This window comes from Agrobacterium tumefaciens (assembly GCF_005221325.1).
Taxonomy (GTDB): domain Bacteria; phylum Pseudomonadota; class Alphaproteobacteria; order Rhizobiales; family Rhizobiaceae; genus Agrobacterium.
In genome coordinates this window covers 615,750-640,015 of record NZ_CP039889.1, presented here as the reverse complement: position 1 = coordinate 640,015, position 24,266 = coordinate 615,750, and the positions used below count along the sequence as shown (strand labels likewise).

The window sequence follows — 24,266 nt, the reverse complement described above, 5'->3', positions numbered from 1 at the left end:
GGCCCGCCGCCGCGACGTTCGGTTTGGGAGGCGAAAACCTCCGATGGCAGGAGAATGGCAAAGCTGCGTCTGGACGGCCAAGCAGCAGCGTTTCTTTTGGCATGCGGCGGCGAAAAAGCTTTGCTCAGACTTTGCCTATATTGCACATATTTTCCATGTAAAAAATTAGGATAAAAGATTCCGTTCTTCAGGCAATGCTAATGGCAACGAGAACCCATTTTCTACGCTGCTGTCATTACATGGTTTGATTTTTCCCAAGGTTTGAAAAGGTGAGCAAGGCAATATTCGACGGGAATCGCAAGTTTCTCCATTCTTGAGACACACCGCCCACAAACCACGGAGTAGGCATGTGTACCACCTTGATTGTCCCCGGTCTGAACGGTTCGGATGAGGGGCATTGGCAGCGGCACTGGTTGCTGGATGATCCTCAGGCTCAGCTGGTCGATCAGGACAATTGGCAATGCCCGGTCCTCGAAGACTGGATTGACCGTCTTGAGGCAGCGCTGAGCGCGGTTGAAAGCGCCTATATCGTTGCCCACAGCCTCGGTTGCCCGCTCGTGGCGAATATGGCGTCGCGCCCTTCGTCTGCCAAAATCAAGGGCGCGCTTCTCGTTGCTCCTGCTCATCTCGATCGGGTCGAGGCGATGCATCCGTGTATCGTCCGGTTCGGCGCGTTTCCGCAGCAACCGCTTGCTTTTCCCAGTCTCGTCGTTGGCAGCATGAACGATCCCTATATGAACCCTGAGGAGCTGGCGTACACCGCCGCCAACTGGGGAAGCGACCTCGTCAATCTCGGCTCCGTCGGGCACATCAACATTGCTGCAGGCTTTGGCCGGTGGCCCGGTGGCTATGCGCTTTTCGACCGTCTGAAAGCGACCGCTGAAAAGACCACGACCGGATCGAGGCTGCACGGATTGCCCGCGATACATGACGGGCATCTTCATGGTGACGTCGGCGCGCTCTGAAACGGAATTTTTCCCACTGCCACATCCTTGGTCCACCTTTGCCGGCGATGCATCAATTATAGAATAGTAATTTTATGGAAAATATTGACGATTTTTACCGGTCGCCGGAGGATAGGGGAGAGTTGAGCAAAGGAGGCGCACATGCCGCAGGGACTTCATGCGTTTACTTTCGATCTGTTCGGTTTGACGCGGCGTCAGCCCCGTGAAGAAGAACAGCTTCATCTTCATCCGCTGGATCACTCCGGGCGCAACCGGCAGGAGAAAAGCGATCTCGAACTCGAGCGGGAAGAGATTTGCGAAATGAACTTTGCGATGCTGGGCCTTTACCCGGTCTTTTAAGCACGGTTCACAAGCGCTGCTTTCCCTTTTAATCCCGTTCATCCGGGAGAGAAACTCTCCTCGACGGATGGAAATTGGAACAAAATTTCTTAAACGCGCCGCGGAAGTGGCTACCCTTTTACCATCACGCCGCATCGCCCGAGGGCGGATTGCAAAGGACCTGCCGATGAGCACACATGACAAACCACTCGATTTCCTGTGGTTCATACCCACCTCCGGCGACGGCAGCTATCTTGGTTCGGACGATCTGTCGCGTCCCTCCGATCCCGGATATTTCCGTGAGATAGCGCAGGCGGCGGACAGGCTCGGTTATTCCGGCGTGCTCATTCCCACCGGTGTCGCCTGTGAGGAATCCTTCATTCTCGCGGCCAATCTTGCCGCCTATACCGAAAAGCTGAAGTTCCTTGTCGCCATCCGTCCGGGTGTCGCTTCACCCGCCTATTATGCGCGGTTGGCTTCCACGCTTGATCGCGTGTCCCACGGCCGGTTGCTGCTCAATATCGTGGTCGGGGGCAGCGCTCAGGAGCTGGCGGGTGACGGCATCTTCCTGCCGCATGACGAGCGATACGATCACGCGGACGAGTTCTTTCAGGTGTTCAATTCTCTGATCGAAACCGGCAAGGGCAGCCTCGACGGCAAATATATCAAGGCGGTGGATGCCAAGCTCGGTCTGCCGCCGGTGCAGGAGCCGCGCCCACCGCTTTATTTCGGCGGTTCCTCCGATGCCGGTATCGAGTTTTCGGCTGGCATCACCGACAAATACCTGACGTGGGGTGAGCCGCCGGCACAGGTGGCGGAAAAAATCGCCAAGGTGCGCGCCGCTGCCGCGAAAAAGGGGCGGGAGGTTACCTTCGGCATCCGTCTGCACTTCATCGTGCGCGAAACCGACGAGGAAGCCTGGGCCGATGCGGAGAAGCTGATTTCGAAGCTTTCCGATGAGACCATCGCCTCTGCCCAGGAAGTCTTCTCCAAGGCGTCGGATTCCGTCGGGCAGTCGAGAATGCAAGCGCTGCACAATGGCCGGCGTGACAAGCTGGAAGTTTCCCCCAACCTATGGGCGGGCATCGGTCTCGTGCGCTCTGGCGCAGGTACGGCACTTGTGGGTTCGCCGAAGACGGTGGCGGCACGGCTCAGGGAATATCAGGCACTTGGCATCGATACCGTCATTGCTTCCGGTTATCCGCATCTTGAAGAAGCCTATCGCCTGTCCGAGCTGCTGTTTCCGGAAATCGGCCTCGGCGGGCCGCGAAACCAGATCCGTTCGTCGTTTGGGGCGAAACAGGTTTTCGGTGGTGGCGGCCATGGCGGCAACGTCAAGCTGGTGTCCGGATCCTGATCCGTCCACGGAAAGGCGTGCAGCGGTATAAACGTAAAGGCGGCATATAAAACATTATTTCTATAGAATATTATGATTATGGAAAACGATGTCTATTTCTGCCCCCGTTGCCGCTGCTAGCTATTGAACAATTCAGCTGTTTTCAGGAGCCATGCGATGACATTGCAATATGCGGCCAAGGACCAACAATTCATCAATCTCCGCGATCCGGTCGCCGGCAAGGCGGCGGATGCAGATAGTCTCAAGGCGGCGCTGAGAACATTAGGCGGCGGCGTCAGCGTGATTACCGCAGGCGAAGGGGATGAGCGAACGGGCGCGACCGTGACATCGGCCACCGCTTTGTCGGTCGATCCGCCGCGAATCCTGGTGGCGCTCAACCGCTCCTCATCGACATGGCCGGTGGTGCAGCATTTCGGTCACTTTGCCGTCAACATCATCGGCACGAACCATCAGTTCGTCGCCAACCAGTTTGCCGGCATTGGCGGCCTGAAGGGTCCCGACCGGTATCGTGGCGCGGAGTGGACAAGGCTGGCGAGCGGCGCACCCATCCTCGAAGATGCCGTGGCTGCGATCGATTGCACCATCGAAGAGGCGATCGAGCGCCATAGCCACGTCATCGTCATCGGCAAGGTGGAGGCGATTCGTGTCGGATCGGGCCATTCGCTGCTCTATCAAAACGGGCGTTATCATTCAGTGGACTGAGCGTTGGCCGTTCGGCGCTTTCATTTTGTCGTTGTTTGAGGGAGTTGAGCATGGGATCCGTCACGCCTCTTGGCGAAAGACTTCGTTTCGTTCCTCCACGCCTCGGCGCGGATATGGATGTGCTGACCGTCGCCCGGACGATCGCCGAAAAATGCGCCATTGAAAATTCGGGGCAAATCCATGCCCGGATCGCCCGCTCCGGTCTTCTCGCTCTTTCGGTTCCAACGGAACTCGGCGGGGCGGATATAACCAACGATGTTCTCTCGCAGGCACTTTCGATCATTTCCGCAGTCAATGCCGAGGCGGCGCATGATCTTGTCGAACATTTCACCGCGCTTGAATTCATCCGGAATGCGGGCAGCGAAGAGCAGCGCAAGGCCCTCTTCGCCCGCCTCGATCTTGGTGAGACCTTCGCGCTGGCGACATCCGGTGGCGAGCTGGATCAAGCGGTCCCGGTGACCGCCGACGACTATGCCCTGCGGCTTCCCGACGACATTGCGCGATCGGCGAGGGGCAATGCGGACTGGATCGTCGTCCCTGCCGTCAATACGTCCGGGCAGCCCCTGCTCGTCGTTTTGCGCAATCGGCCGAATAGTACATGGGAGGGCCTGCTGCGCGCCGATCAGGTGGTGTTCCTTGCCCGGGGTGCGGGAAATCTCGCCGCCTCCGTTTCCACCTTGTTGAAGGCCGCAGTGGCTCTGGGGCAAAAACAGCGTGAGCTTTCAGGGCTCCTGATCGACAGGCTGGCCGATGATGGTGCGGCAAGACCAGTCATAGGGGAAATATTTCTCGCTATCGAACTGCTGAAGGCGCAGATATCAAGTCTCGCGACGAATATCGATGCGGCGCAGGTCGGAGCGGAAAACGTCACTTTTCGTTCAGTTCGAAACAATGCCATCACGCTTGAAATCCTGATGGCGCGCCTTGGTCTTATCGAGGGCGTTAGCGAATCCGGGCTCATCGCATCACTGGTGGATGATTTGCGCCGGCAGTAAAGAGGACGTGCCGTTTCCGCGAAATCCTATTCGACGGCTGTGATCGACCGCTGGTCCTGCCCATCTTTTGCGACGAATTGCGCAAGCGTCATATTGTCGAGAATGGTTGCGATGGCGTCACGTACGTCCGTCATCGAAACCCTGACCTGACAGGTCTCGGGATCATCGCAGTCATCACAGGCTTCAAAGGCCGTGCGGCTTGCACAGCGAATAGGCGCGAGCGGGCCGTCCAGCGTGCGGATGACCTGTCCGATCATGATTTCGGATGGCATTTTCGAAAGCGAATAACCGCCATTCGGGCCCTTCTTGGAGCGCAGAATGCCGCTGTTGCGCAGTTCCAGAAGAATAGTATCCAGGAATTTTTTCGGGATGTTGTTACGAGTCGCGATCTCGGTCACGAAGGCGGTCTCGCCCTGCGGCAGCCGTGCCAGATCGACAAGCGCCTTTAATCCGTATTTGCCTTTTTTGGTCAACATTGCCTGATCCGAAAAGAGAACCGGCACAGTCACAATGCCGGATCGTATTATTCCCAACTTACTTAGTAGTTTTTAGCGAATTCCGGTGCAAGCCCGTTTCCGTAAGATCTCCGGTGAAAGTGGCTTGCTGCAGCCGATTGGCGCACGGTTTTCAGCATTTTCGAGCGCTTTGATCAGGGCAGCATTCGAAAATCTGACTGAAAACAATATTTTCTCTGATCCCCTCGCAGCATGGAACAAACATCCTTTATTAGAATATAAAATCGGTAGACAAACTATGCATCAAAGATGCACGAGGTGACGATGTATACGCTCAGTTTGCTCGACAAGAGCCCGGTGCCAACGGGTGAGGACGCGGCAAGCGCGTTCCGCGACACGATCAATCTGGCCAGGCGCGCCGAGGAACTGGGGTATCGCCGGTTCTGGGTGGCAGAACATCACAATTCGCCGGAGCTTGCCGGTTCGGCGCCCGAGGCGCTCGTGGCATGGATATTGGCGAAGACATCGCATATCCGCGTCGGTTCGGGTGGCGTCATGCTGCAGCATTACAGCCCTTACAAGGTTGCCGAGGTCTTCAATGTCCTCTCTTCGCTGGCGCCCGGCCGGGTCGATCTTGGTATCGGCAAGACGCCGGGCGGCCTGCCGCTTGCGACCTCCGCTTTGCAGCAGGCCTATGATCCCGACCGTAAGCCGAATTTCGAGACGGCTTTTGGTGAGCTCACGAGATTTCTCACCGGTAACACGCCGCTGAACCATGCGCAGGCTGGACTGCAGGCGACACCCGTGCCGCCGGTTGCCGCGGAGCGGTTCCTGCTCGGCGCCAGCCCCGAAAGCGCAAGGCTTGCGGCGTCGAAAGGATGGAGTTTCGTTTTTGCCGGCCACCTCAATGGCGATCCGGAGGTTCTGCGCCGCAGCCTCTCGGCTTTCCGCGAAGCGAGCGGCGGGAGCGCGCCGATCCTTGCCCTTTCGGCTTTTGCCGCAAGCGATCCTGCCCATGCGGCAAGACAGGTCGAAGGCCAGCGTATCTACCGCGTATTTCTGAGCGATGGCAGGGCGTTCAACCTCGGTCGCCGCGAACAGGCGGAAGAATTCGCCCGCCAGTCCGGCGATAGCGATTATCGCATCGAGGAGCGCAAGCCCAATGTCCTGCATGGCGGGCCGGACGATATTCACCGGGCGTTGCGCGCGCTTTCTGAAGAACACGGCATCGAAGAATTCATCATCGAGCCGCCGCATGTCGGGGCCGATCAGCGGCTTGCCTCGATCGAACTCTTGGCCACGCATCGCCTTTCCCGGGCGGCGTGATTTTGTCCTCAGGAGGAAATGACATGACGAAAAAGAAAATCCGTTTCGGTATCATGCTTCAGGGTCCCGGCGGGCACATGAATGCCTGGCGGCACCCCAAGAGCCCGGTGGATGCCAGCGTCAATTTCGACTTCTTCAAAAAAAACGCGCTGAAAGCGGAGGCTGCCGGCATCGCCTTCGCCTTCGTTGCTGATGGCCTCTACATCAACGACAAGTCCATTCCGCATTTCCTCAACCGGTTCGAGCCGCTGACCATCCTTTCCGCGCTCGCCGCCGTCACCTCGAAAATCGGTCTCGCGGGTACTGTTTCCACCTCCTATAGCGATCCCTTCACCATCGCGCGCCAATTCGGCTCGCTTGATCTTCTAAGCGGCGGACGGGCCGGATGGAACGCGGTGACGACGCCGCTTGAAGGGACGGCGAAGAACTACAGCCGCAATCATCCCGAACATGCGTTGCGCTACGAAATCGCTGACGAATATCTCGAAGTCATCAAAGGCCTGTGGGACAGCTGGGACGACGGCGCCTTCGTGCGCAACCGCGAGACGGGGCAATTCTTCGACCGCGCCAAGCTCCATACGCTCGGCCACAAGGGCCGTTTCTTCCAGGTGGAAGGCCCGTTGAACATCCAGCGTTCGCCGCAGGGGCAGCCGGTGGTGTTCCAGGCCGGTTCTTCCGATGCCGGGATCGGTCTTGCGGGCAAACATGCGGATGCCGTCTTCACCAATTCCGCCTCGCTGGAGGAAAACCAGACCTTCCTGAAGCGGGTGAAGCAGAGCGCCGTCGCACAGGGTCGATCGGCGGCAGACGTCAAGATTTTCCCCGGCATCGGCCCGATCGTCGGGGAGACGCAGGAGGAGGCGGAGGCGAAATATGACGTCATCCGCAACCTCATCACGATAGAGGATGCGCTCGCTTATCTCGGCCGTTTCTTCGATCATCATGATTTCAGCGTCTATCCGCTGGATGAGCCTTTCCCTGAGCTTGGCGAGATCGGCAAGAACAGCTTCCGCTCGACGACCGACCGCATCAAGCGGCGCGCGAAAGAAAAGAACCAGACGTTGCGCGAGGCGGCGCTGGAGGCCGCAACGCCGCGCGAAGGTTTCATCGGTACGCCGGACAAGGTCGCCGACGAGATCATCCGCTGGGTGGAGCATGATGCGGCCGATGGCTTCATTCTGGGCTTCCCGGTGATTGCCGAAGGGCTGGATGATTTCATCCGTCTCGTCATCCCGGTGCTGCAGCGGCGCGGTTATTTCGATCCGCATCTGGAAGGGACGACGCTGCGCGAGCATCTCGGCCTGCCTTTCAAGGAAAGTGTCTATTCCGGCGGCGAAAGCAGCGCGGACAAGGCCATCGCATAAGGTCGTGGCCAGGCGGTGGTGATCGCAGCCCGGCACAGATTTCAAGACGCGGCGCGAAAAAGCGTTGTGCAGGAGACAGAACCATGAATATCCGCATTGACGGCGCGCGTCCGCAGGACGACGCCGAACGGGGAATCCTTGCCTTCATCGATGAAATCATAGCCATCCGGCATGATCTTCACCGGTATCCGGAGCTTTCGCTCAAGGAGACGCGCACGGCGGGGCTCATCGCCCGTTATCTCCTGTCTTTCGGTTATGAGGTGACGGAGGGTGTCGGTGGCCATGGTGTTGTCGCCACGCTAAAACGTGGCCACGGTGAAAAACGTCTCGGCATCCGCGCTGATATCGATGCGCTGCCGATCCACGAAGAGACCGGCCTTGCCTATGCCAGCGAAACACCGGGTATCATGCATGCCTGCGGTCACGATGGCCACACGGCGATCCTGCTTGCCGCTGCCCGGTATCTCGCCGAAACCTCGAATTTTTCCGGCACGCTGACGCTGATCTTCCAGCCTGCGGAGGAAATTGGCGCGGGTGCGAGAGCGATGATAAAGGACCGGCTGTTCGAGCGCTTTCCCGTCGATGCCGTCTTCGGCCTGCACAATTGGCCGGGTGTGGAAACCGGCCAGTTCGGCTTCGTCGAAGGCCCGGCCATGGCCTCCGTCGATAAGGCAAGCGTGCGGATCATCGGCAAGGGCGGCCATGGCGCAGCACCGCATGAGACGATCGATCCGGTTCTCGCCTCGGCCAGCTTCGTCACCGCCCTGCAGAGCATCGTCTCGCGCAATGTCGATCCGCGCGAGATGGCGGTGCTGACGGTCGGCTCCATCCATGGCGGAACGGCATCAAATGTCATTCCCGAAAGCGTGGAGCTGCAAATCACCGCGCGCGCCTTCTCACCTGCCGTGCGGGACAGGCTGGAGGAGCGGCTGCCGGCGCTCGCCAAAGCGCAGGCGGAAAGTTTTGGCGCAACGGCGGATGTCTCCTATTCTCGTGGTTTCCCGCCAGTCATCAATCACGCCGAACAGACCGCTTTCGCCCGCGATGTCGCCAGACGGCATTTTCCTGCTCCACAGATCGCCGACGCCTTTCAGCCCCGGACGGCGAGCGAGGATTTTGCCTTCATGCTGCAGGAGCGGCCCGGCTCCTATCTCTTCGTCGGCAATGGCGAAAGCGCGACACTGCACAGCCCCCGCTATGATTTCAACGATGCGATCATCGCACCGGCAGCGCGCTTCTGGGTGCGTCTGGCCGAAGCCTACCTCTCCTGACGCTAAAATTGAGGACAAGGATATGAGCGACAGTTTTCTCTACACATCTGTCAAGGATCCGCTCGCAACCCCGCTTCTGGAGGAGTTGCTGTTCGAATATGACAGCCGTTACGGCACATTTTTCAACGCGGAAGGCGCCAGGGCGGAAATGAACAAATACCCGCCGGAAGCCTTCAGCCCGCCTTCGGGCAATTTCCTGCTGCTGCTGCGCGACGGCAAGGCAATCGCCGGCGGCGCTTTCATGCGCTACGACGAAGAGAGCGCCGAGTTCAAGCGGGTCTGGACCCATTCGGCCTACCGCCGGCAGGGGCTTGCAAAAATAGTGCTTCGGGAACTGGAGCAGCAGGCGGTGCGGCAGGGCTATGCGCGTGCCTATCTGACGACAGGTTTCCGCCAGCCGGAAGCGGTGGGTCTTTATCTCACCAATGGTTATCGCGCTTTGTTCGACACGGCGGCTGATCCCGAAACGATCAAATCGCTGCCCTTCGAAAAATGGCTTTCCGATACCGTCTCCCTTGCGGAAGGCCCGCCGATACCGGTCGCCCGCCTGCAATCTTCCCTGACCCACCCCTGAAAGGCTCCTCCCGATGACGATAGCCTCTGATTTTCCGCATGTTGCGGTGAGCGAGCAAAAGAGTGAACCGGTCAAGGGTGGCTATGCCCATTTCCGCATCGTTCCCGCCCGTTATCCGCTTCGTACGGCGGGTACCATTCTTTCTGTCCTCATCATCGCGGCCATCTTGCATTCCGTGTTCGGTAATCCTCGCTGGGGATGGGACGTCTTCGCTGAATGGTTCTTCGCCGAGCCAGTGCTGGTTGGCCTTGGTCGGACGCTGCTGCTGACGGCACTCGGGGCTATTCTCGGGTTTGTGTTCGGCACGGTTCTGGCGATTGCCCGCGTCTCGGGTTCGCCTCTACTTGTCGCAATATCCTGGACCTACATCTGGATATTCCGTTCCATTCCGCTGATCGTGCTTTTGCTGATCCTCAACAATCTTGGTTATCTTTACGAGACCGTGACAATCGGCGTGCCCTATACCGGCATTAATTTCTTCAGCTGGAATACGACGCAGCTCATGACGCCTTTTGCCGCCGCGGTACTGGGGCTGACATTGCATGGCGCGGCGTTTTCATCGGAAATCGTGCGCGGAGGCATCCTTTCGGTGGAGCAGGGCCAGCTTGAGGCAGCAGCCTCACTCGGACTGCCGCGCCGTAGACAGTTTTCACGGATTGTGCTGCCGCAGGCAATGCGCACAATTCTGCCGAATGGCTTCAACGAGATCATTCTGCTCGCCAAGGGCACCTCGCAGGTCTATATCCTCGCGCTGCCGGAACTGTTCTACACGATCCAGATCATCTATCGCCGCAATCTCGAAGTGATCCCGCTCTTGATGGTCGCGACCGTCTGGTATCTGGTGATCCTGACCGCGCTTTCCATCGTCCAGCATCATATCGAACGACACTTCTCGCGCGGTGCATTGCGCAATCCGCCACCCTCGTTGTTTACTACGATCTTTCGCACCTTCCTGCCGCGCAAAACCGCGCCTGAAGCGGTGGAAACGATCACGGCCAAGCCCGAGCGCACGACACCTGCTCGCGCGGCCAGCTTCCAGCTTGGCAATCGCGGTGGTTCGGTCAATATCCACGGTGTTTCGAAATCCTTCGGATCGCTGAAGGTGCTTGACGATATCAGCCTCTCCATTCCGGCAGGCAGCGTCACCACCATTCTCGGCCAGTCCGGCTCGGGCAAGTCGACATTGCTGCGCTCCATCAACCATCTGGAGCGCGTGGATGACGGTTTCATCGCCATCGATGGCGAGCTGGTCGGTTATCGCCAGAAGGGCGACACGCTTTACGAATTGAAGGAGCGGGAAATCCTTAAGCGCCGCGTAGAAGTCGGCATGGTGTTTCAGAGCTTCAATCTCTTCCCGCATCTGACAGCACTTGAAAATATCATCGAAGCGCCGGTCGCGGTTCGCGGCATCTCGAAAGAACAGGCCGAGGCCGAGGCGCGGGATCTTCTGGCCCGCGTCGGGCTTGCCGATAAGGCGGCGGCCTATCCCCGCCAGCTTTCCGGCGGGCAACAGCAGCGCGTGGCGATTGCCCGGGCTTTGGCGCTCCGGCCGAAGGTGCTGCTCTTCGACGAACCGACATCGGCGCTCGACCCTGAACTGGTCAACGAGGTGCTTGATGTCATCAAGGAACTGTCCCGCTCCGGCGTCACCCTCATCATCGTCACCCATGAAATCGGTTTTGCCCGCGAAGTCTCCGACAGGGTCGTCTTCATGGAACAGGGGCGCATTCTCGAAACGGGCACGCCGGAAAAACTGTTCAACAGCCCGGATCATCCCCGCACTGCCGAATTCCTCGCAAAAGTCCTCTAATCAAAAAACAAAGGAAACACTCACATGGCATTTTCATCGAAATTATTGTCCCTTCTCGTAGGCGGTCTTTTCACCGCCACCGCTTCCCTTGTGCCGGTCGCGCATGCGCAGGAGGTGGACCTGTCACCCGAGCAGAAGGGCCGGGTGCGCGCCGAAAAGGTGGAGGGGGCGATCAAGCTTCTGCCCGCCGGTCATAAATTCATCGCCGATGGAAAGCTGACGGTCGCGACCGTACCCTTCCGCCTGCCGCTGGTGGATTATGCGAGTGACACGAAAACACCTATTGGCGTTGAGCCGGATATTGCCCAGCTGGTCGCCGACAGCCTGGGGCTCGAGCTGCAGCTTGTACCGATCGCCTGGGCCGACTGGCCGCTCGGCCTTGCTTCCGGCAAATACGACGCCGTTACCTCCAACATCACCGTGACGGAAGCGCGCAAGGAAAAGTTCGATTTTTCCAGCTATCGCAACGACCTGCTCGGTTTTTACGTGGGCAATAACAGCAAGGTGACGTCAATCGGCAAGCCCGAGGATGTTGCCGGGTTGAAGGTCATTGTCGGCGCCGCCACCAATCAGGAGCAGATTCTGCTGAAATGGATCAAGGAGAACAAGGCGAAGGGATTGGCCGATACCGATGTGCAATATTACGACGATCAGGCCGTGCTTGACGTCGCCCTGCAATCCGGCCGCGCGGACGCCTATCTTGGCCCCAACGCCACCTCGGCCTTCCAGGCGGCAAGCCAGAAGAAGACCAAGCTCGTCGGCACCTTCTCCGGCGGCTGGCCGGAAGCGGCGGAAATCGCCGTTGCTTCGAAAAAGGATGCCGGCATTGCCGAAGCCGTCACTGCGGCACTGAATGCCCAGATCAAGAACGGCAATTACGGCAAGGTTCTCGCCCGCTGGAACCTCGGCTCGGAAGCCATCACCGAATCCCGCACCAACCCGCCCGGCCTGCCGAAGAGCTGAGCGCGACGTGCCCAAAAGCTGAACTGCCAAAGGCTGAGTTGCCAAACGCTGAGTTGAAGGTGGGACATCACTCAGCCGGTAGCGCGGGCATCCTCCCGTCCGCGCTACCTCCCGTCCCGCCATCATTTCATCGGGAAACCACAATGACCTTCACCTCTCGTCTCGCCACGGCCACGCTCGGCGCCTTTCTCTCCATCGCCGGTTTTGCGTCGGCTTTTGCAACCGATGTCTTCGACCTGTCACCGGATCAGCCGGGCCGCATCAGGGTTGAAAAAGACCCCGCTGCCATTGCTGCTGTTCCCAAGAATTTCAAATTCGTCTCGCCGGGCAAACTCACCGTCGCGGTCGCACCCGGCGGACCGCCGCTCGCGACCTATGCGACGGATGCAAAAACGGTGGTCGGCGCAGATCCCGACTATGCTCTTGCGGTGGCCGACAGCCTCGGTCTCAAGCTGGAACTGGTGGCGGTGGCATGGGCGGACTGGCCGCTCGGCCTCGCCTCGGGAAAATACGATGCCGTCATCTCCAATGTCGGTGTGACCGAACAGCGCAAGGAGAAGTTCGATTTCTCGACCTATCGTCAGGGCCTACACGGCTTTTTCGTCAAGTCGGACAGCGGCATTACCGAAATCAAGGAGCCGAAGGACGCGGCCGGCCTGAGGATCATCGTCGGCGCTGGCACCAATCAGGAGCGTATCCTGCTGAAATGGAGCGATGAGAATGTCGCCGCCGGATTGAAGCCGATCGAGTTGCAATATTACGATGACGAAGCTACCCGGTTCGTTGCGCTTTCGGCGGGGCGGGCGGATGTCATCGTCCAGCCGCATGCGCAGCTGGTTTTCATCGCTGCACGCGACAAGACTATCAAGCGTGTCGGAACCCTTTCCGCTGGCTGGCCGGAACGTTCCGATGTCGCCATCACCACGCGCAAGGGTTCGGGGTTGGCCGATGCCCTGACGCTTGCCACCAATGATCTGATCAAGAGTGGCGCCTACGCGAAAATTCTGGATCGCTGGCAACTTTCGGAAGAGGCCCTGCCGGAATCACGCACCAACCCACCCGGCCTGCCAAAAAGCTGATTGCTCGAATAAATGCGGCGGACGGCAATATCCGCAGGTTCCGGCCTGCGGATATTGTTTCGTCGGCACCTTTAGAAATCCGCGACTTTGCCCCAGGCAGAGCCCTGGAAACGGCTGGGGTGATAGGGAGCGGGATCGACGATCGGGTTTGAACCCGTCACGATATCGGCGATCAGATGGCCGGCACCCGGCCCGATGCCGAAACCGTGGCCACTGAAGCCGGCGGCGAGAATGAAACCGGGCAATTCACTGGTTTCACCTATTGCGGGCACCCCATCCGGCGTGCTGTCGATGAAACCGGCCCAAGTGGCGGAAATCCGAGTCCTGTTCAGTGCAGGCAGAAGTTCCAGTGCCCTTTTGTGGGTTTCCTGGATGGCGGCGGCATTGGGTTTTGGGTCAAGAATGCGCACCCGCTCCATCGGAGTCGGCGCATCGAGGCGCCAGTGCTTCAGCGTCTCGTGGCCGCCGCGAACGCCCTCCAGCCCGCCCGGTCGCAGGCTGCGCCAGCGCTTCAGGAACATCGGAACGAATTCGCGCGAAAACCGCATCTGCTGCGCCGTTGGGTCGATGCGACCGAGGCCGCTGATGGCAAGCGTATAACCGCCGTTGTTCCGGCGCGTTATGGAAACGGCTTTTGTATGCAGCGCATCCGGCAGGCCTTCCGCGCCCGGCGTGACGGACAGAATGGAAGAGCGAACGGAAGCCTGCGGAAAACGAATGCCGAGCTGACGGCAGAAGGAGGAGGCCCAGGCCCCGCCGGACATGATGGCGGTTTTGGTGCGGATGGTGCCTTTTTCGGTGACGACGGCGCTGACGCGGCCGCCTTCCGTCTCAAGACCGCGGGCAGCGCAATTCTGATGCACGGTGCCACCCAGTTTGATGATGGCGCGTGCGACGGCGGGTGCCGCCATGGAAGGATCTGCCGTGCCGTCGGTCGGTGAAAAGACACCGCCCTTCCAGCGTTTTCCGGTGGCGCGGCCGCGTTCGCTGGCCTCGTCCGCACTCAGCATATGGGTTGTCACGCCTGCCGTGATGGCAAAGTCGCGCCAGCGCGCCCAGCCGGCAAGCTCTGCCTCGTTGTCGCTGAGATAAAACAGCCCGCAGCGGCGAAAACCGGTGTCTTCACCGCTCTCAGTGGCGAATTGTTCCCAGAGCGCAAGGCTCTGGGTCGAGATCGGCAACTCACGGGCATCGCGGTTCTGCTGGCGGCACCAACCCCAGTTGCGGCTGGATTGCTCAGCGCCGATTAGGCCTTTTTCGACCAGTGCCACTTTCAGGCCGCGCCGGGCGAGGTAATAGGCCGCAAAGACACCGACAATGCCGCCGCCTATAATGACGGCGTCCGCGGATTCTGGCAGTTCCGGCGATGTCGTGATCTGTTGCAGCGGGGCGGGCATGGTCGGACTCCTTGTGTTCGTCCTAATTTACCTCAGCCGGCATGTAAACGCTGCCAGACTGAGCCTCCAGCCGGAATCTCCTGCTGTTCGATGACGCTTCTGCAACTCTTTATGCTGCATCAAAAAAATATCCCCACGTCGACAGGACCCGCCCATGTGATAAGATTTCCGTCAACGCGCCAGAATTTTATGCTGCGCTTACAAAAAACAAAAAAGGGGTCCCGCACATGATGAAACTTGACCGGATCGACATCAAGATCCTCTACGAATTGCAGAAAAACGGTCGTATCACCAATGTTGAACTGGCGGAGCTCGTCAACCTGTCGCCCAGCCCCTGCCTGATGCGGGTGAAGAAGCTGCAGTCCGAAGGTTATATCGAGGGTTATTCGGCGCAGATCAACATCAACAAGCTCGGCCAGACGCTGACGGTTTTCACGGAGATCACGCTCAAGAACCATCGCCAGATCGATTTCGCCCGCTTCCTCGGCGTCGTCGAAAAGATCGACCAGGTGGTGGAATGCCACCTTGTTTCCGGCGGTTATGATTATCTGCTGAAATTCGTCACATCAGGCATCGTCGAATATCAGTCGATCATGGAGCGGCTGACGGATATGGATGTCGGCATCGATAAATATTTCAGCTTCGTGGTGCTAAAATCGCCGATCATCAAATCACATATGCCGCTGACCAGCCTGTTTCCGCTTTGAAGTGGATGAGGCGTCTCAGGCGTCGCAGAACCAATGCGGAAAGTCTTTTCACGGCGCAGATGCGCCGTAGCTGGATGCCGGCTCAAGGCCGGCATGACGGAGGAGAGTTTCTCACCTTTTCGAAAACGCCCGCACCAGTTCCGCGTCCTGCTGAAGATTGTCGAGCCATGTCGGGTCGAGTTTCGGCACCGAGGAGAAGAGCAGTTTCGAATAGGGATGGGTGGGCGATTTGATCGCTTCCGTTTCCAGATGCTCCACCTTCTGCCCGCCATACATCACGACGATTTCGTCGCAGATGGTTTCCACGACAGAAAGATCGTGGCTGATGAAGATATAGGAGAGGCCAAGCTCGCGCTGGAGTTCCCCCAGAAGATCGATGATCGCGGACGCGACCACGGTATCGAGCGCCGAGGTGATTTCATCGCAGATGATCAGCGACGGTTCGGCCGCGAGCGCCCGGGCGAAATTAACACGCTGTTTCTGGCCACCCGAAAGGCCGGAGGGGTGGCGATGGCGCACCGAACGCGGCAGCTTCACCATATCGAGAAGCTCGTCGATCCGTGCATCGCGAGCCTTGCCCTTCATGCCGTGATAAAAGGTCAGCGGCCGCCCTAGAATATCCTCGATGGGTTTTGACGGGTTGAGCGCCGTATCGGCATATTGGAAGACGATCTGCATGCGGCGCAGCTGGTCGCTGGTCCGGCGCCGGGCATCGGCATCCAGTTCACGGCCTTCGAAGATGACATGGCCGCTTGCCGCCGGCAGAATGCCGGCAATCGCCCGAGCAAGTGTTGACTTTCCGCAACCGGATTCGCCGATGATGCCGAGATTGCGGCCGGGATAGACTGCGAGGTTGACGGAATCCACCGCCCGCACCAGCGGCAAATTGTCTTCACCTTTGGTGCCATAACCGGCGATCAGATTTTCAATATCCAGCAGCGGTGTTGCCCGTTCCTGCTTGGCTGGGGTGACTGCGCGGACCTTGTCATGAAACGCCGTCAGCAATTCCTTGGTGTAGGGATGCTGTGCATTTTCGAGAATATCCTTCGTGGTGCCGGTTTCCTGCACTTCGCCGCCTTTCAGCACAACGATCCGGTCGGCGATCTGGGCGACGACGGCGAGATCGTGCGACACGTAAACGCCACCGATGCCGCCCTTGCGCATGGCTGATTTGAAGGCGCGCAGAACCTCGATCTGTGTCGTCACATCAAGAGCGGTGGTCGGTTCGTCGAAGATCACCAGCTTCGGGTCGCCAATCAGCGCCATGGCGGCCGAGAGGCGCTGCAACTGGCCGCCGGAGACCTGATGCGGGTAACGCTCGCCGATGGTCTCCGGGTTGGGCAGCGACAGAGCCTTGAAGAGTTCCACCGCCCGGGCGCGAGCTTCCTGCGGCGGCATCAGATGGTGGATGCGCGTGACTTCGATGACCTGATCGATGATCTTCTGCGCCGGGTTGAAGGCGGCGGCCGCACTTTGCGGTACATAGGTCACTTTCGTGCCGCGCACCTTGGCGCGCTCGGCTTCCGAAAGCTGCACCATGTCGCGACCGGCAATCTTGACGCTGCCACCGGAAATACGGCAGCCGGGGCGGGCATAGCCCATCAGCGTCAGCGCGATCGTTGTCTTGCCGGAGCCGCTTTCCCCGATCAGCGCGACGATCTCGCCATCGGCGATGTCGATGTCGACACCCTTGATGATATCGATGCGGCGGCCGCTGTCGGTGGTCGCTTCAACTTTCAGTCCGCGGATTTCAACGAGATTTTTCATGCTTCGCTCCTGTCGCGGATTTTCTGCGGCAGATTGTCGATCAGAAGATTGACGCTGATCGTCAGGCTGGCAATTGCCAGCGAAGGGAAGATCACGGCGGGCGCTGCAAAAGGCAGGCCGCCGATATTTTCACGCACCAGTGCGCCCCAGTCCGCGTTCGGCGGCTGCAGGCCGAGGCCGAGGAAGGAGAGGCCCGACAAAAGCAGCACGATGAAGACGAAACGCACGCCGAGATCGGCAAGCACGGGACGGATGATGTTCGGCAGGATTTCGGAGCCGATGAGGTAGAGCAGGCTTTCGCCGCGCACGCGGGCGACGGTGACGAAATCCATGGTGTTGACATTCACCGCCAGCGCCCGGGCGAAACGATAGGCGCCCGGCGTATAGATGACCGAGAGCGTGACGATCAGCACCGGGATGGACGAACCGACGGCGGCGACGACCACGAGGCCGAACAGCTTGCTTGGAATGGAATTCACCGCATCAAGAAACCGGCTGAGCGCGGCATCGAACCAGCCGCCGATGACGGCCGCGCACATGCCGAGCACGACGCCGGACACGCAGGCGACCGTGACGGCCGCCAGCGAAATGCCGACCGTGAAACGTGCACCCATGAGAATGCGGGAGAAGACGTCACGGCCGAGATAATCGGAACCGAGCCAGAGATCTGACGTCATCGGCCCGAAATAATCGAAATCGACGATTTCACCCACCGGATGCGGAATGAGATAGGGTGCGAAAATCGCAACCATCGCCCAGAAGAAAATGACGAGAAAGCCCAAAACGCCGACTGCGTTGATCTTGTAACCCAAACGCGAAGTCCCCTGATATGTCTTGATATGATCGGTCATCAGCGCAGCCTTGGATTGGACATGATGGCGATGATGTCAGCTGTCGTGATGAGGAGGAGATAACCGACGCAGAAGATCATCGCGCAGGTCTGGATCAGCGGCAGGTCGCGGGTCGCGACGCCATCGACCATCAGCTTGGCGATGCCAGGATAATTGAAGATCGTCTCGACGATGATGACGCCGCCGACGAGATAAGAAAGCGACAGCGCCACGGCATTGACGATGGGGCCGAGCGCATTGGGCAGCGCATGGCGCAGCACGATGCGCATGCGCGGCGCGCCCTTCAAGAGCGCCATTTCGACATAGGGCGTATCGAGCGTTTCGATCACGGCGGCGCGGCTCATGCGGATCATCTGCGCCGAGACGACGAAGGTGAGCGTGATGACCGGCATGGCGTAAACACGCAGTACATCGAAGACGGAATGAATCTCGCTGACCAGCGACAAAGCGGGAAGCCATTTCAGGTAAACGGCGAAAAGTAGCACGGCAAGCGTCGCGATCATGAATTCCGGCACAGAGATAACGCCGATGGTCAGGATGGTGACAACCCGATCATAAAGCGTTCCGCGCAGCATGGCGGAGCTGATGCCGAGTGTGAGCGCCAGGGGCACGGCAATAATGGTGGTGATGCCGGCAAGCTTCATGGAGTTGATGAAACGTGGACCGATGAGATCGGCAATCGCCATGTTGTTGGCATAGGAGGTGCCGAGTTCGCCGTGCAGCAGGCCAAACAGCCAGCGAACGAAACGAAAAAGGGCGGGGTCGTCAAGATGCATGGCGGTGCGCAGACCGGCCACGGCCTCCGGCGTCGCCGACTGGCCGAGAAGGATCGTCGCCGTGTCGCCGGGCAAAAGGCTGGTGGCGGAAAAGACGATAAACGACACGATCAGCAGCGTCGTCAACATGACGACCAGCCGCCTGGCGACAAGGGACAATATACGGCTGTTCATTCACATGCTCCTGCGACCTGGCTGGGTCATGATGATTTCGGTCCGGGCCGACCCGAAATCATCATGATCCAAATTATAGAGCCGGGGCGGGATTTCAGGCGAAAACCGCTTGCACTTTCGCCATCCCGCTCCGGCTATGGAGGCTTTCCGCAACCGGCGGAAAGGTTGTCGGGCGCATCGGCGCCCGGCTCCATGGTCTATCAGGCTTCTAGCCAGACGTATTCCGCAAAGGCGTAACCCATCATGCCGCCGAGCGGATTGGCTTCCAGGCCCTTCAGCTTGGCGTTGATGGCATCGACATTCGTAATATAGGCGGGAATGATCGTGCCAGCCTCTTCGGAAATCATCGTTTCCATCTCGAAGTAGATCTGCTTGCGCTTTTCCATGTCCAGCATGCCGCGTGCTTCGAGCATCATCTTGTCGAACTTCGGCGACTTGTACTGGCTCTCGTTCCATGGCGCGTCGGAGGCGTAAAGCAACGAGAACAGAATATCCGGGGTCGGGCGCGGGTTGATGTTGCCGAAGTGAATGGGCGCTTTCAGCCAGTAATTGCTCCAGTAACCGTCGGAAGGAACGCGCTGCACGTCCAGCTTGACGCCGATTTCCGCGGCCGATGCCTGGATGATCATCGCCATGTCCACGGCGGAGTTTGCGGCATCCGAGGTGATGACCGGAATGGACTGGCCGATGAGCCCCGCTTTTTCGAAGTGAAACTTCGCCTTGTCCGGATCGAAGGCTTTCGGCTTCAGGTCGGGATTGTGGTAGGGGCTCATGGGCGGCACGGGCTGGTCGTTGCCGACTTCGCCGAGGCCACGCAGCGCCGCCTTAACGATCTGCTCGCGATTGACGATCGACTTCATGCCGGCAACGAAATCGGCATTGTTACCGGGCGTCTGATCCAGCCGCATGTTGAGGTTGGTATAGTTGCCGGACGTTCCCTTGGACAGAACGATACCCTCCTGCTTGTCGAGCAGGCGCAGCGAACGCGGATTGATCGCAGCCGCAAGATGGATATCGCCCGAAATCAGCGCGTTGACGCGGGCATTGTCTTCGGCGATCGCGAAGAACTCGAAACTATCGACGTGCGGGCCGCTCTGTTTCCAGTAATTGCTGTTTTTCGACATGATCGAACGGACGCCGGGCTCGAATTTTTCGAGCTTGAAGGCGCCGGTGCCGTTGCCCTTGGAGAAATCGGTCGCGCCGTCGGCAACGATCATGAAATGGTGCAGGGCCAGAATGGCTGGCAGGTCGGCATTCGCGTTTGCCAGCGTGATCTCGACCGTGCTCTTGTCGAGCGCCTTGAAGCCGGTCATCTGGGCTGCGATCTTGGCGACCTTGGAGCCGACGGCCGGATCGAGATGGCGCTTCAGTGAATAAACAACGTCGTCGGCGGTCAATGACTTGCCATCATGGAAGGTGACGCCGGAACGCAGCTTGACCGTCCAGGTCTTGGCGTCCTTGGATTCGATGGATTCGGCCAGTTCCATCTGCGGCGTGCCGGAAGCATCGAGGAAGCTCAGCCGGTTATAAAGCGCGCAGCAACGGACATAGTCCGTGGAAAGCGAGGCTTTCGCGGGATCGAGCGTATCGGCGGTGGAAGAGGACCAGCCGGCCGCCTTCAGCGTGCCGCCGGAGACGGGAGTGGCCGCCACGGCGTTCGAGGCGCGGCCGAGAATGGCCGAGCCGGCGGAAAGGGCGACGCCACCCGCCAGCATCATGTGAAGCAGCTCGCGCCGCGTCGCACCGCGGCGGATCGCCTGTTCAACGGCGGCATCGTCGGAGCGGGTCCAGTTTGTTATTCTGTCACTCATGGTCTTCCCCTTTTGTATGATTTGTTGAAATGCGTCAGCAGAAATGTCCGGCATGCCGCATCCCAGTTCGCGGCACCCCATGGGAGGAGCGATTCAGCCGCCCGTTTGCCTCACGGCCGCGGCAAGGCCGGCCATTGAGGTGAAGTGGAAATCCGGTTCGGTGAAATTTTCCGGCTCGATCGTGCCGCCATATCCCTTCTGGGCGTGGCGGCGCTCGATCCAGCAATTGGTCATCCCGAGTTTCCGGGAAATGCCGATATCATGGTACTGGCTTTGCGCGACATGCAGAATGTCGTCCTTCGATGCCCCCTCGCTTTCCACGAAGGCAAACACCTTTTCGAAGAAGGCCGGGTCGGGTTTTTCCGTGCCGGTATCATCGGCGGTAAAAGCGGCATGAAAGGGATTACCGAGCTCTTTCGAGAAATATTCGAAGGCCCAGCGCTGGGCATTGGTCATGGCGATGAGGCGGTGCGTCTTCGCAAGTTCGGCCATGGCAGCGCGGCTGTCTTCAAAGCCTTTCCAGCTTTTTGCCGCGTCCCGCAGGCGCTCGCCAAGCGCGCGTTCCGCCAGCAGGCCGAGTTCAGGAGCGATGATCAGGTAAACACGGACGAGATCGGCTGGAAACAGGTCGGTCGCATCGGAGTAACGGGCCGCGCGGTAGAGCGCGAGCGCCTTTTCACCATCGACCTCCACGCCGTGTTCCGTGCCGATCTCGGCAAGCGTCGCTTTCAAGCCGCCTTCGAAATCGATGAGTGTTCCCACCACGTCGAAGCTCATATATTTGAAGTCGCTCAGGTTTTTGGGCAATGTCGGTCTCCGCTTCGCCGCCTTGGCCTCTTGGGGAGCCTGCGGCAGATTATTCTGTTCCCGGACGGGATCCTTGCCCCGTTCCCATTTATGGTTACGCCCTTTTTTATGGCGTTTAGTGCCGTTTGCATTGATAGTTTGGCACTTCCAGCACGCTGGATACGCCGAAATGGATCGGCTGTTCGGCAGAATATTGCGAATATGCGGTGCGTTGCGACATTTCGAGAGGGTGCCGCAACGCCGCCCGCTTTTCCTCTCAGGCCATCGCTGCCCGCACTGCGGGGTCTTCAAGTGTCTGATCGAGCGTCTTCAGCGTCCGCTCGACGATTGCATCGATTTCGCTATCGGTGCAGCAGAGCGGCGGCGCATAGCCGAGGATGCCATTCGCGAAGGCGCGCACGATGAGGCCGTTTTCCCAAGCGCGGTCGAAAACTTTTCGCGCGGGGGCTGCCGCGGCCGGCAAGGGCGTCTTCTTGTCCTTGTCGGTCACGAGTTCGACGGCGGCAAGCATGCCCCGGCCGCGCACATCGCCAACCAGCGGGTGGCTTCTCAATCCTTCAAGGCCAGCCATCAGCCTTTGGCCGGCGCGGCGGCCATTTTCCAGCAGTCCGCCTTCATAGAGTTTCAGCACTTCCAGACCGACGGCGGCGCTGACGGGGTGGGCGGAATAAGTATATCCGTGCCCGATGGCCGCCTCGCCCGCGAAGTCTGCTATTGTATCATAAACATGGTCGGCCATGAAGACGGCGCCCATCGGCACATAGCCCGACGTGAGGCCTTTTGCGGCCGTGATGAAATCAGGCACGATGTCCTCGTCGGCACAGGCAAACAGCGGTCCCGTGCGGCCAAAGCCGGTGATGACTTCATCGGCGACAAAGAGAATGCCATAGGAACGGCAAAGCTCGCGCATGGCCTTGATCCAGCCGGGCGGCGGCACCAGAACACCGCCCGAGCCCTGAATGGGCTCAGCATAAAAGGCGGCGACCCGGTCCGGGCCGATGGCCTCGATCTTGTCCTTCAGAATTTGCAGGGAGGATGCGATGATCGCGGCTGGATCGCTGCCTGCCGGATTGCGATAGGCATAATGCGACGGAATTTTGTGCTGCCAGTCATAGGGCACGCCGAAACCCGCATGGAATGCGGGCAGCGCAGTGAGGCCCGAGCCGGCGGTGGTGGAGCCGTGATACCCCTGTTCGATGGAAATGAACTGGTCGCGCTGGGGCTGACCTTTCGCATGCCAGTAATACCGGATGAACCTGATGGTGCTGTCCACGGCATCCGAACCGCCAAGCGTGAAATAGACATGGTTGAGATCACCCGGCGCACGGTCGGCAAGTTCCGAGGCCAGCCGGATCGCCGGTTCGCTGCCAATGTCGAAATAGGCGGTGGCATAGGGCAATTCACGCATCTGCTTTGCCGCCGCTTCGACGATGCTCTCGTGCCCGTAACCGGCATTAACGCACCAGAGGCCGGCAAAACCGTCGATCAGCTGATGGCCTGTCATATCGGTGACGGTGGCGCCGCTTGCCGATTTCAACACCCGCACGCCGAGTTTTTCATGGCCGCGGAAGGAGGAGACGGGGTGCACCAGATGGGCGCGGTCCAGTTCGATCAGTGAATTGCTTAACATGGGTCTCTCCCGATTCAGCCGAGTGCCTGGCTGGTCAATGCGAATGTCTTGAATTTTTTGTCGGCTACGATGTCGGCTTTCGGTCGGCGCATGGCGATGCCGCCGCCAACATGGGCAAGGCCGTGTTCGGCAAGCCAGGGTGCGAGGCCTGCATCCACTGTAGTGTCCACGCGCAGGAATTCACCGGCTCGTTCGGACACTATGAAAGAAATCAAATCTTTTGCGATTTCAACATCTTCCGCAACGATCGGGCCGATGACTTCACCACGTCCGAAGGTACGCAGGGCGGCAAAACCCTTAATGACGCCCTGCTCCTGCACGAGTGCGAAACGGGCTCGTTCTGCAAGCACCGCAAATAGATTGCCTCGATCTGCGCCAAAGGCCTGGGCATCAAGCACCGCAAGTTCCGCTGGCTCAATCTTATCTGCCCATGCAACGCCTGCCGGCCTGTCGGTAGCGAGTGGAACGCCCTGATATTGAAGCACCTGGCCGCAGGCGACAAAGCCCATTTTTTCGTAGAGTGGCAGGCCGTCGGCTGTCGCCGTCAAGCGGCATTCGCGATTTTCTGCTGCTGCCATCGCCGCCTGCATCAGCTGACGACCAACGCCGCGGCCTCGCATGGCCTCATCGACGATCACCATATTCACCGTGGCGCAACTGTCGCCGAGAAGGCTCGCCATGGCTGTCCCGACGACGCGCCCGTTATCGAGCGCGACGAAACCCTTGCTGATGGAAAGGGCCAGCGCCCAGTCGTCCTTCCGGTGCGGCCACCCAGCCTGGCGGGATAATTCAACGGCTGCGTCGAGATGGTCAGGTTGAAACGCCTGGATATCGATGAGGTTCACCTGCATGCTGGAACTCCGTTTGGTCTCGTTATTCATTGATAGACTGATGCCGGAAGAAGATTGTCCCGACAAATGGGAAGGTTCGATATGTTTCGCTGTTGCTATTATCCGCCGCCGCATCTTATGCCGCATCCTGTCTGCGCCAGTCGGTAAATCTGGGGCGGGTGATGGCTTTCGGTTTGCCCGAACGCAACTCTCTGCCAAACTGGCGGCTGCATACGCAACAATCTGCTTCCGCGAATGGCAATTGCGGTGCGCCGACCGGCCAAAGGCTTTCTATGATCAGTTTATTCCGGCACGGCCGATCCCCAAGCAAGGATGA

General features: G+C 59.2%; 23 protein-coding genes. 14 read left to right on the top strand and 9 right to left on the bottom strand.

Annotation, left to right across the window (positions count from 1 at the left end; translation table 11 throughout):
* Window positions 1-347 precede the first annotated feature (347 nt).
* The 5 genes from CFBP5499_RS17830 (at window position 348) to CFBP5499_RS17810 (ending at window position 4,337) form a co-directional block, all read left to right on the top strand.
* Window positions 348-965: an alpha/beta hydrolase gene (locus CFBP5499_RS17830; protein WP_080829602.1), complete on the top strand. Its 618-nt coding sequence runs from the start codon at window positions 348-350 to the stop codon at window positions 963-965.
* A 141-nt stretch (window positions 966-1,106) separates the two neighbouring features.
* A complete protein-coding gene (locus tag CFBP5499_RS30080) occupies window positions 1,107-1,304 on the top strand; it encodes a hypothetical protein (RefSeq protein WP_175416817.1) in 198 nt (65 codons plus the stop codon).
* Window positions 1,305-1,470: 166 nt separating this feature from the next.
* Window positions 1,471-2,640 carry an FMNH2-dependent alkanesulfonate monooxygenase gene (ssuD, locus tag CFBP5499_RS17820; protein WP_080829603.1) on the top strand — a complete coding sequence of 390 codons (1,170 nt, stop codon included), beginning with the start codon at window positions 1,471-1,473 and terminating at the stop codon, window positions 2,638-2,640.
* Window positions 2,641-2,796: 156 nt separating this feature from the next.
* Complete coding sequence (locus CFBP5499_RS17815) at window positions 2,797-3,342, top strand: flavin reductase family protein (RefSeq protein WP_080829604.1); 546 nt, start codon at window positions 2,797-2,799, stop codon at window positions 3,340-3,342.
* A 50-nt stretch (window positions 3,343-3,392) separates the two neighbouring features.
* Entirely contained in the window at window positions 3,393-4,337 is a 945-nt protein-coding gene (locus tag CFBP5499_RS17810) for an acyl-CoA dehydrogenase family protein (protein ID WP_080829605.1), read from the top strand.
* 26 nt (window positions 4,338-4,363) lie between these two features.
* Here the strand turns inward: CFBP5499_RS17810 and CFBP5499_RS17805 are convergent, their stop codons facing one another.
* Window positions 4,364-4,813, bottom strand: coding sequence for an RrF2 family transcriptional regulator (locus CFBP5499_RS17805; protein WP_080830213.1), 450 nt, complete (start codon window positions 4,811-4,813; stop codon window positions 4,364-4,366).
* A gap of 303 nt (window positions 4,814-5,116) precedes the next feature.
* On the opposite strand from CFBP5499_RS17805, the gene CFBP5499_RS17800 reads away from it, so the two are divergent.
* From CFBP5499_RS17800 to CFBP5499_RS17770, 7 genes are all read left to right on the top strand, one after another.
* Complete coding sequence (locus tag CFBP5499_RS17800) at window positions 5,117-6,118, top strand: LLM class flavin-dependent oxidoreductase (protein ID WP_080829606.1); 1,002 nt, start codon at window positions 5,117-5,119, stop codon at window positions 6,116-6,118.
* 23 nt (window positions 6,119-6,141) lie between these two features.
* Window positions 6,142-7,482 carry an LLM class flavin-dependent oxidoreductase gene (locus CFBP5499_RS17795; protein ID WP_080829607.1) on the top strand — a complete coding sequence of 447 codons (1,341 nt, stop codon included), beginning with the start codon at window positions 6,142-6,144 and terminating at the stop codon, window positions 7,480-7,482.
* A gap of 83 nt (window positions 7,483-7,565) precedes the next feature.
* Complete coding sequence (locus CFBP5499_RS17790) at window positions 7,566-8,753, top strand: M20 aminoacylase family protein (RefSeq protein ID WP_080829608.1); 1,188 nt, start codon at window positions 7,566-7,568, stop codon at window positions 8,751-8,753.
* Between the two features lie 22 nt (window positions 8,754-8,775).
* Window positions 8,776-9,327, top strand: a complete 552-nt coding sequence (locus tag CFBP5499_RS17785; protein ID WP_080829609.1) for a GNAT family N-acetyltransferase — start codon at window positions 8,776-8,778, stop codon at window positions 9,325-9,327.
* A gap of 13 nt (window positions 9,328-9,340) precedes the next feature.
* A complete protein-coding gene (locus CFBP5499_RS30790; RefSeq protein ID WP_080829610.1) occupies window positions 9,341-11,137 on the top strand; it encodes an amino acid ABC transporter permease/ATP-binding protein in 1,797 nt (598 codons plus the stop codon).
* Between the two features lie 24 nt (window positions 11,138-11,161).
* On the top strand, window positions 11,162-12,100 hold the full coding sequence (locus tag CFBP5499_RS17775; protein WP_080829611.1) for an ABC transporter substrate-binding protein: 939 nt from the start codon (window positions 11,162-11,164) through the stop codon (window positions 12,098-12,100).
* Window positions 12,101-12,243: 143 nt separating this feature from the next.
* Window positions 12,244-13,179 (top strand): ABC transporter substrate-binding protein, encoded by a 936-nt coding sequence (locus CFBP5499_RS17770; protein WP_080829612.1) that lies wholly within the window; start codon window positions 12,244-12,246, stop codon window positions 13,177-13,179.
* Window positions 13,180-13,250: 71 nt separating this feature from the next.
* On the opposite strand, the gene CFBP5499_RS17765 is transcribed toward CFBP5499_RS17770, so the two are convergent.
* Window positions 13,251-14,576 carry an NAD(P)/FAD-dependent oxidoreductase gene (locus CFBP5499_RS17765; RefSeq protein ID WP_080829613.1) on the bottom strand — a complete coding sequence of 442 codons (1,326 nt, stop codon included), beginning with the start codon at window positions 14,574-14,576 and terminating at the stop codon, window positions 13,251-13,253.
* Between the two features lie 230 nt (window positions 14,577-14,806).
* Between CFBP5499_RS17765 and CFBP5499_RS17760 the strand changes: the two genes are divergently transcribed.
* Complete coding sequence (locus CFBP5499_RS17760; RefSeq protein WP_004445447.1) at window positions 14,807-15,283, top strand: Lrp/AsnC family transcriptional regulator; 477 nt, start codon at window positions 14,807-14,809, stop codon at window positions 15,281-15,283.
* Window positions 15,284-15,394: 111 nt separating this feature from the next.
* Here the strand turns inward: CFBP5499_RS17760 and CFBP5499_RS17755 are convergent, their stop codons facing one another.
* The 7 genes from CFBP5499_RS17755 to CFBP5499_RS17725 all read right to left on the bottom strand — a co-directional run bounded on the left by CFBP5499_RS17755 (window position 15,395) and on the right by CFBP5499_RS17725 (window position 23,950).
* Window positions 15,395-17,050, bottom strand: a complete 1,656-nt coding sequence (locus CFBP5499_RS17755) for an ABC transporter ATP-binding protein (RefSeq protein ID WP_080829614.1) — start codon at window positions 17,048-17,050, stop codon at window positions 15,395-15,397.
* Window positions 17,047-17,901 carry an ABC transporter permease gene (locus CFBP5499_RS17750; protein WP_080829615.1) on the bottom strand — a complete coding sequence of 285 codons (855 nt, stop codon included), beginning with the start codon at window positions 17,899-17,901 and terminating at the stop codon, window positions 17,047-17,049. Before CFBP5499_RS17750 ends, CFBP5499_RS17755 begins: the two co-directional genes overlap by 4 nt.
* Window positions 17,901-18,851, bottom strand: a complete 951-nt coding sequence (locus tag CFBP5499_RS17745) for an ABC transporter permease (RefSeq protein ID WP_080829616.1) — start codon at window positions 18,849-18,851, stop codon at window positions 17,901-17,903. The genes CFBP5499_RS17750 and CFBP5499_RS17745 overlap by 1 nt, the downstream gene beginning before the upstream one ends.
* Before the next feature lie 200 nt (window positions 18,852-19,051).
* On the bottom strand, window positions 19,052-20,662 hold the full coding sequence (locus tag CFBP5499_RS17740) for an ABC transporter substrate-binding protein (RefSeq protein ID WP_080829617.1): 1,611 nt from the start codon (window positions 20,660-20,662) through the stop codon (window positions 19,052-19,054).
* Window positions 20,663-20,755: 93 nt separating this feature from the next.
* The gene (locus tag CFBP5499_RS17735) at window positions 20,756-21,469 is read right to left on the bottom strand and encodes an HAD-IA family hydrolase (protein WP_080829618.1); all 714 of its coding nucleotides are present in this window, start codon (window positions 21,467-21,469) and stop codon (window positions 20,756-20,758) included.
* A gap of 256 nt (window positions 21,470-21,725) precedes the next feature.
* The gene (locus CFBP5499_RS17730) at window positions 21,726-23,099 is read right to left on the bottom strand and encodes an aspartate aminotransferase family protein (RefSeq protein ID WP_080829619.1); all 1,374 of its coding nucleotides are present in this window, start codon (window positions 23,097-23,099) and stop codon (window positions 21,726-21,728) included.
* 14 nt (window positions 23,100-23,113) lie between these two features.
* The gene (locus CFBP5499_RS17725) at window positions 23,114-23,950 is read right to left on the bottom strand and encodes a GNAT family N-acetyltransferase (protein WP_080829620.1); all 837 of its coding nucleotides are present in this window, start codon (window positions 23,948-23,950) and stop codon (window positions 23,114-23,116) included.
* Here CFBP5499_RS17725 and CFBP5499_RS17720 point away from each other — a divergent pair.
* Complete coding sequence (locus tag CFBP5499_RS17720; RefSeq protein ID WP_130932556.1) at window positions 23,949-24,266, top strand: hypothetical protein; 318 nt, start codon at window positions 23,949-23,951, stop codon at window positions 24,264-24,266. The two genes, CFBP5499_RS17725 and CFBP5499_RS17720, sit on opposite strands and share 2 nt — an antisense overlap.

Bases quoted from the DNA above. Each gene is read 5' to 3' on its own strand.
- CFBP5499_RS17830 (WP_080829602.1), top strand. From the start codon at position 348: ATGTGTACCACCTTGATTGTCCCCGGTCTGAACGGTTCGGATGAGGGG.
- CFBP5499_RS30080 (WP_175416817.1), top strand. From the start codon at position 1,107: ATGCCGCAGGGACTTCATGCGTTTACTTTCGATCTGTTCGGTTTGACG.
- ssuD (WP_080829603.1), top strand. From the start codon at position 1,471: ATGAGCACACATGACAAACCACTCGATTTCCTGTGGTTCATACCCACC.
- CFBP5499_RS17815 (WP_080829604.1), top strand. From the start codon at position 2,797: ATGACATTGCAATATGCGGCCAAGGACCAACAATTCATCAATCTCCGC.
- CFBP5499_RS17810 (WP_080829605.1), top strand. From the start codon at position 3,393: ATGGGATCCGTCACGCCTCTTGGCGAAAGACTTCGTTTCGTTCCTCCA.
- CFBP5499_RS17805 (WP_080830213.1), bottom strand. From the start codon at position 4,813: ATGTTGACCAAAAAAGGCAAATACGGATTAAAGGCGCTTGTCGATCTG.
- CFBP5499_RS17800 (WP_080829606.1), top strand. From the start codon at position 5,117: ATGTATACGCTCAGTTTGCTCGACAAGAGCCCGGTGCCAACGGGTGAG.
- CFBP5499_RS17795 (WP_080829607.1), top strand. From the start codon at position 6,142: ATGACGAAAAAGAAAATCCGTTTCGGTATCATGCTTCAGGGTCCCGGC.
- CFBP5499_RS17790 (WP_080829608.1), top strand. From the start codon at position 7,566: ATGAATATCCGCATTGACGGCGCGCGTCCGCAGGACGACGCCGAACGG.
- CFBP5499_RS17785 (WP_080829609.1), top strand. From the start codon at position 8,776: ATGAGCGACAGTTTTCTCTACACATCTGTCAAGGATCCGCTCGCAACC.
- CFBP5499_RS30790 (WP_080829610.1), top strand. From the start codon at position 9,341: ATGACGATAGCCTCTGATTTTCCGCATGTTGCGGTGAGCGAGCAAAAG.
- CFBP5499_RS17775 (WP_080829611.1), top strand. From the start codon at position 11,162: ATGGCATTTTCATCGAAATTATTGTCCCTTCTCGTAGGCGGTCTTTTC.
- CFBP5499_RS17770 (WP_080829612.1), top strand. From the start codon at position 12,244: ATGACCTTCACCTCTCGTCTCGCCACGGCCACGCTCGGCGCCTTTCTC.
- CFBP5499_RS17765 (WP_080829613.1), bottom strand. From the start codon at position 14,576: ATGCCCGCCCCGCTGCAACAGATCACGACATCGCCGGAACTGCCAGAA.
- CFBP5499_RS17760 (WP_004445447.1), top strand. From the start codon at position 14,807: ATGAAACTTGACCGGATCGACATCAAGATCCTCTACGAATTGCAGAAA.
- CFBP5499_RS17755 (WP_080829614.1), bottom strand. From the start codon at position 17,050: ATGAAAAATCTCGTTGAAATCCGCGGACTGAAAGTTGAAGCGACCACC.
- CFBP5499_RS17750 (WP_080829615.1), bottom strand. From the start codon at position 17,901: ATGACCGATCATATCAAGACATATCAGGGGACTTCGCGTTTGGGTTAC.
- CFBP5499_RS17745 (WP_080829616.1), bottom strand. From the start codon at position 18,851: ATGAACAGCCGTATATTGTCCCTTGTCGCCAGGCGGCTGGTCGTCATG.
- CFBP5499_RS17740 (WP_080829617.1), bottom strand. From the start codon at position 20,662: ATGAGTGACAGAATAACAAACTGGACCCGCTCCGACGATGCCGCCGTT.
- CFBP5499_RS17730 (WP_080829619.1), bottom strand. From the start codon at position 23,099: ATGTTAAGCAATTCACTGATCGAACTGGACCGCGCCCATCTGGTGCAC.
- CFBP5499_RS17720 (WP_130932556.1), top strand. From the start codon at position 23,949: ATGCTGGAACTCCGTTTGGTCTCGTTATTCATTGATAGACTGATGCCG.
- CFBP5499_RS17725 (WP_080829620.1), bottom strand. From the start codon at position 23,950: ATGCAGGTGAACCTCATCGATATCCAGGCGTTTCAACCTGACCATCTC.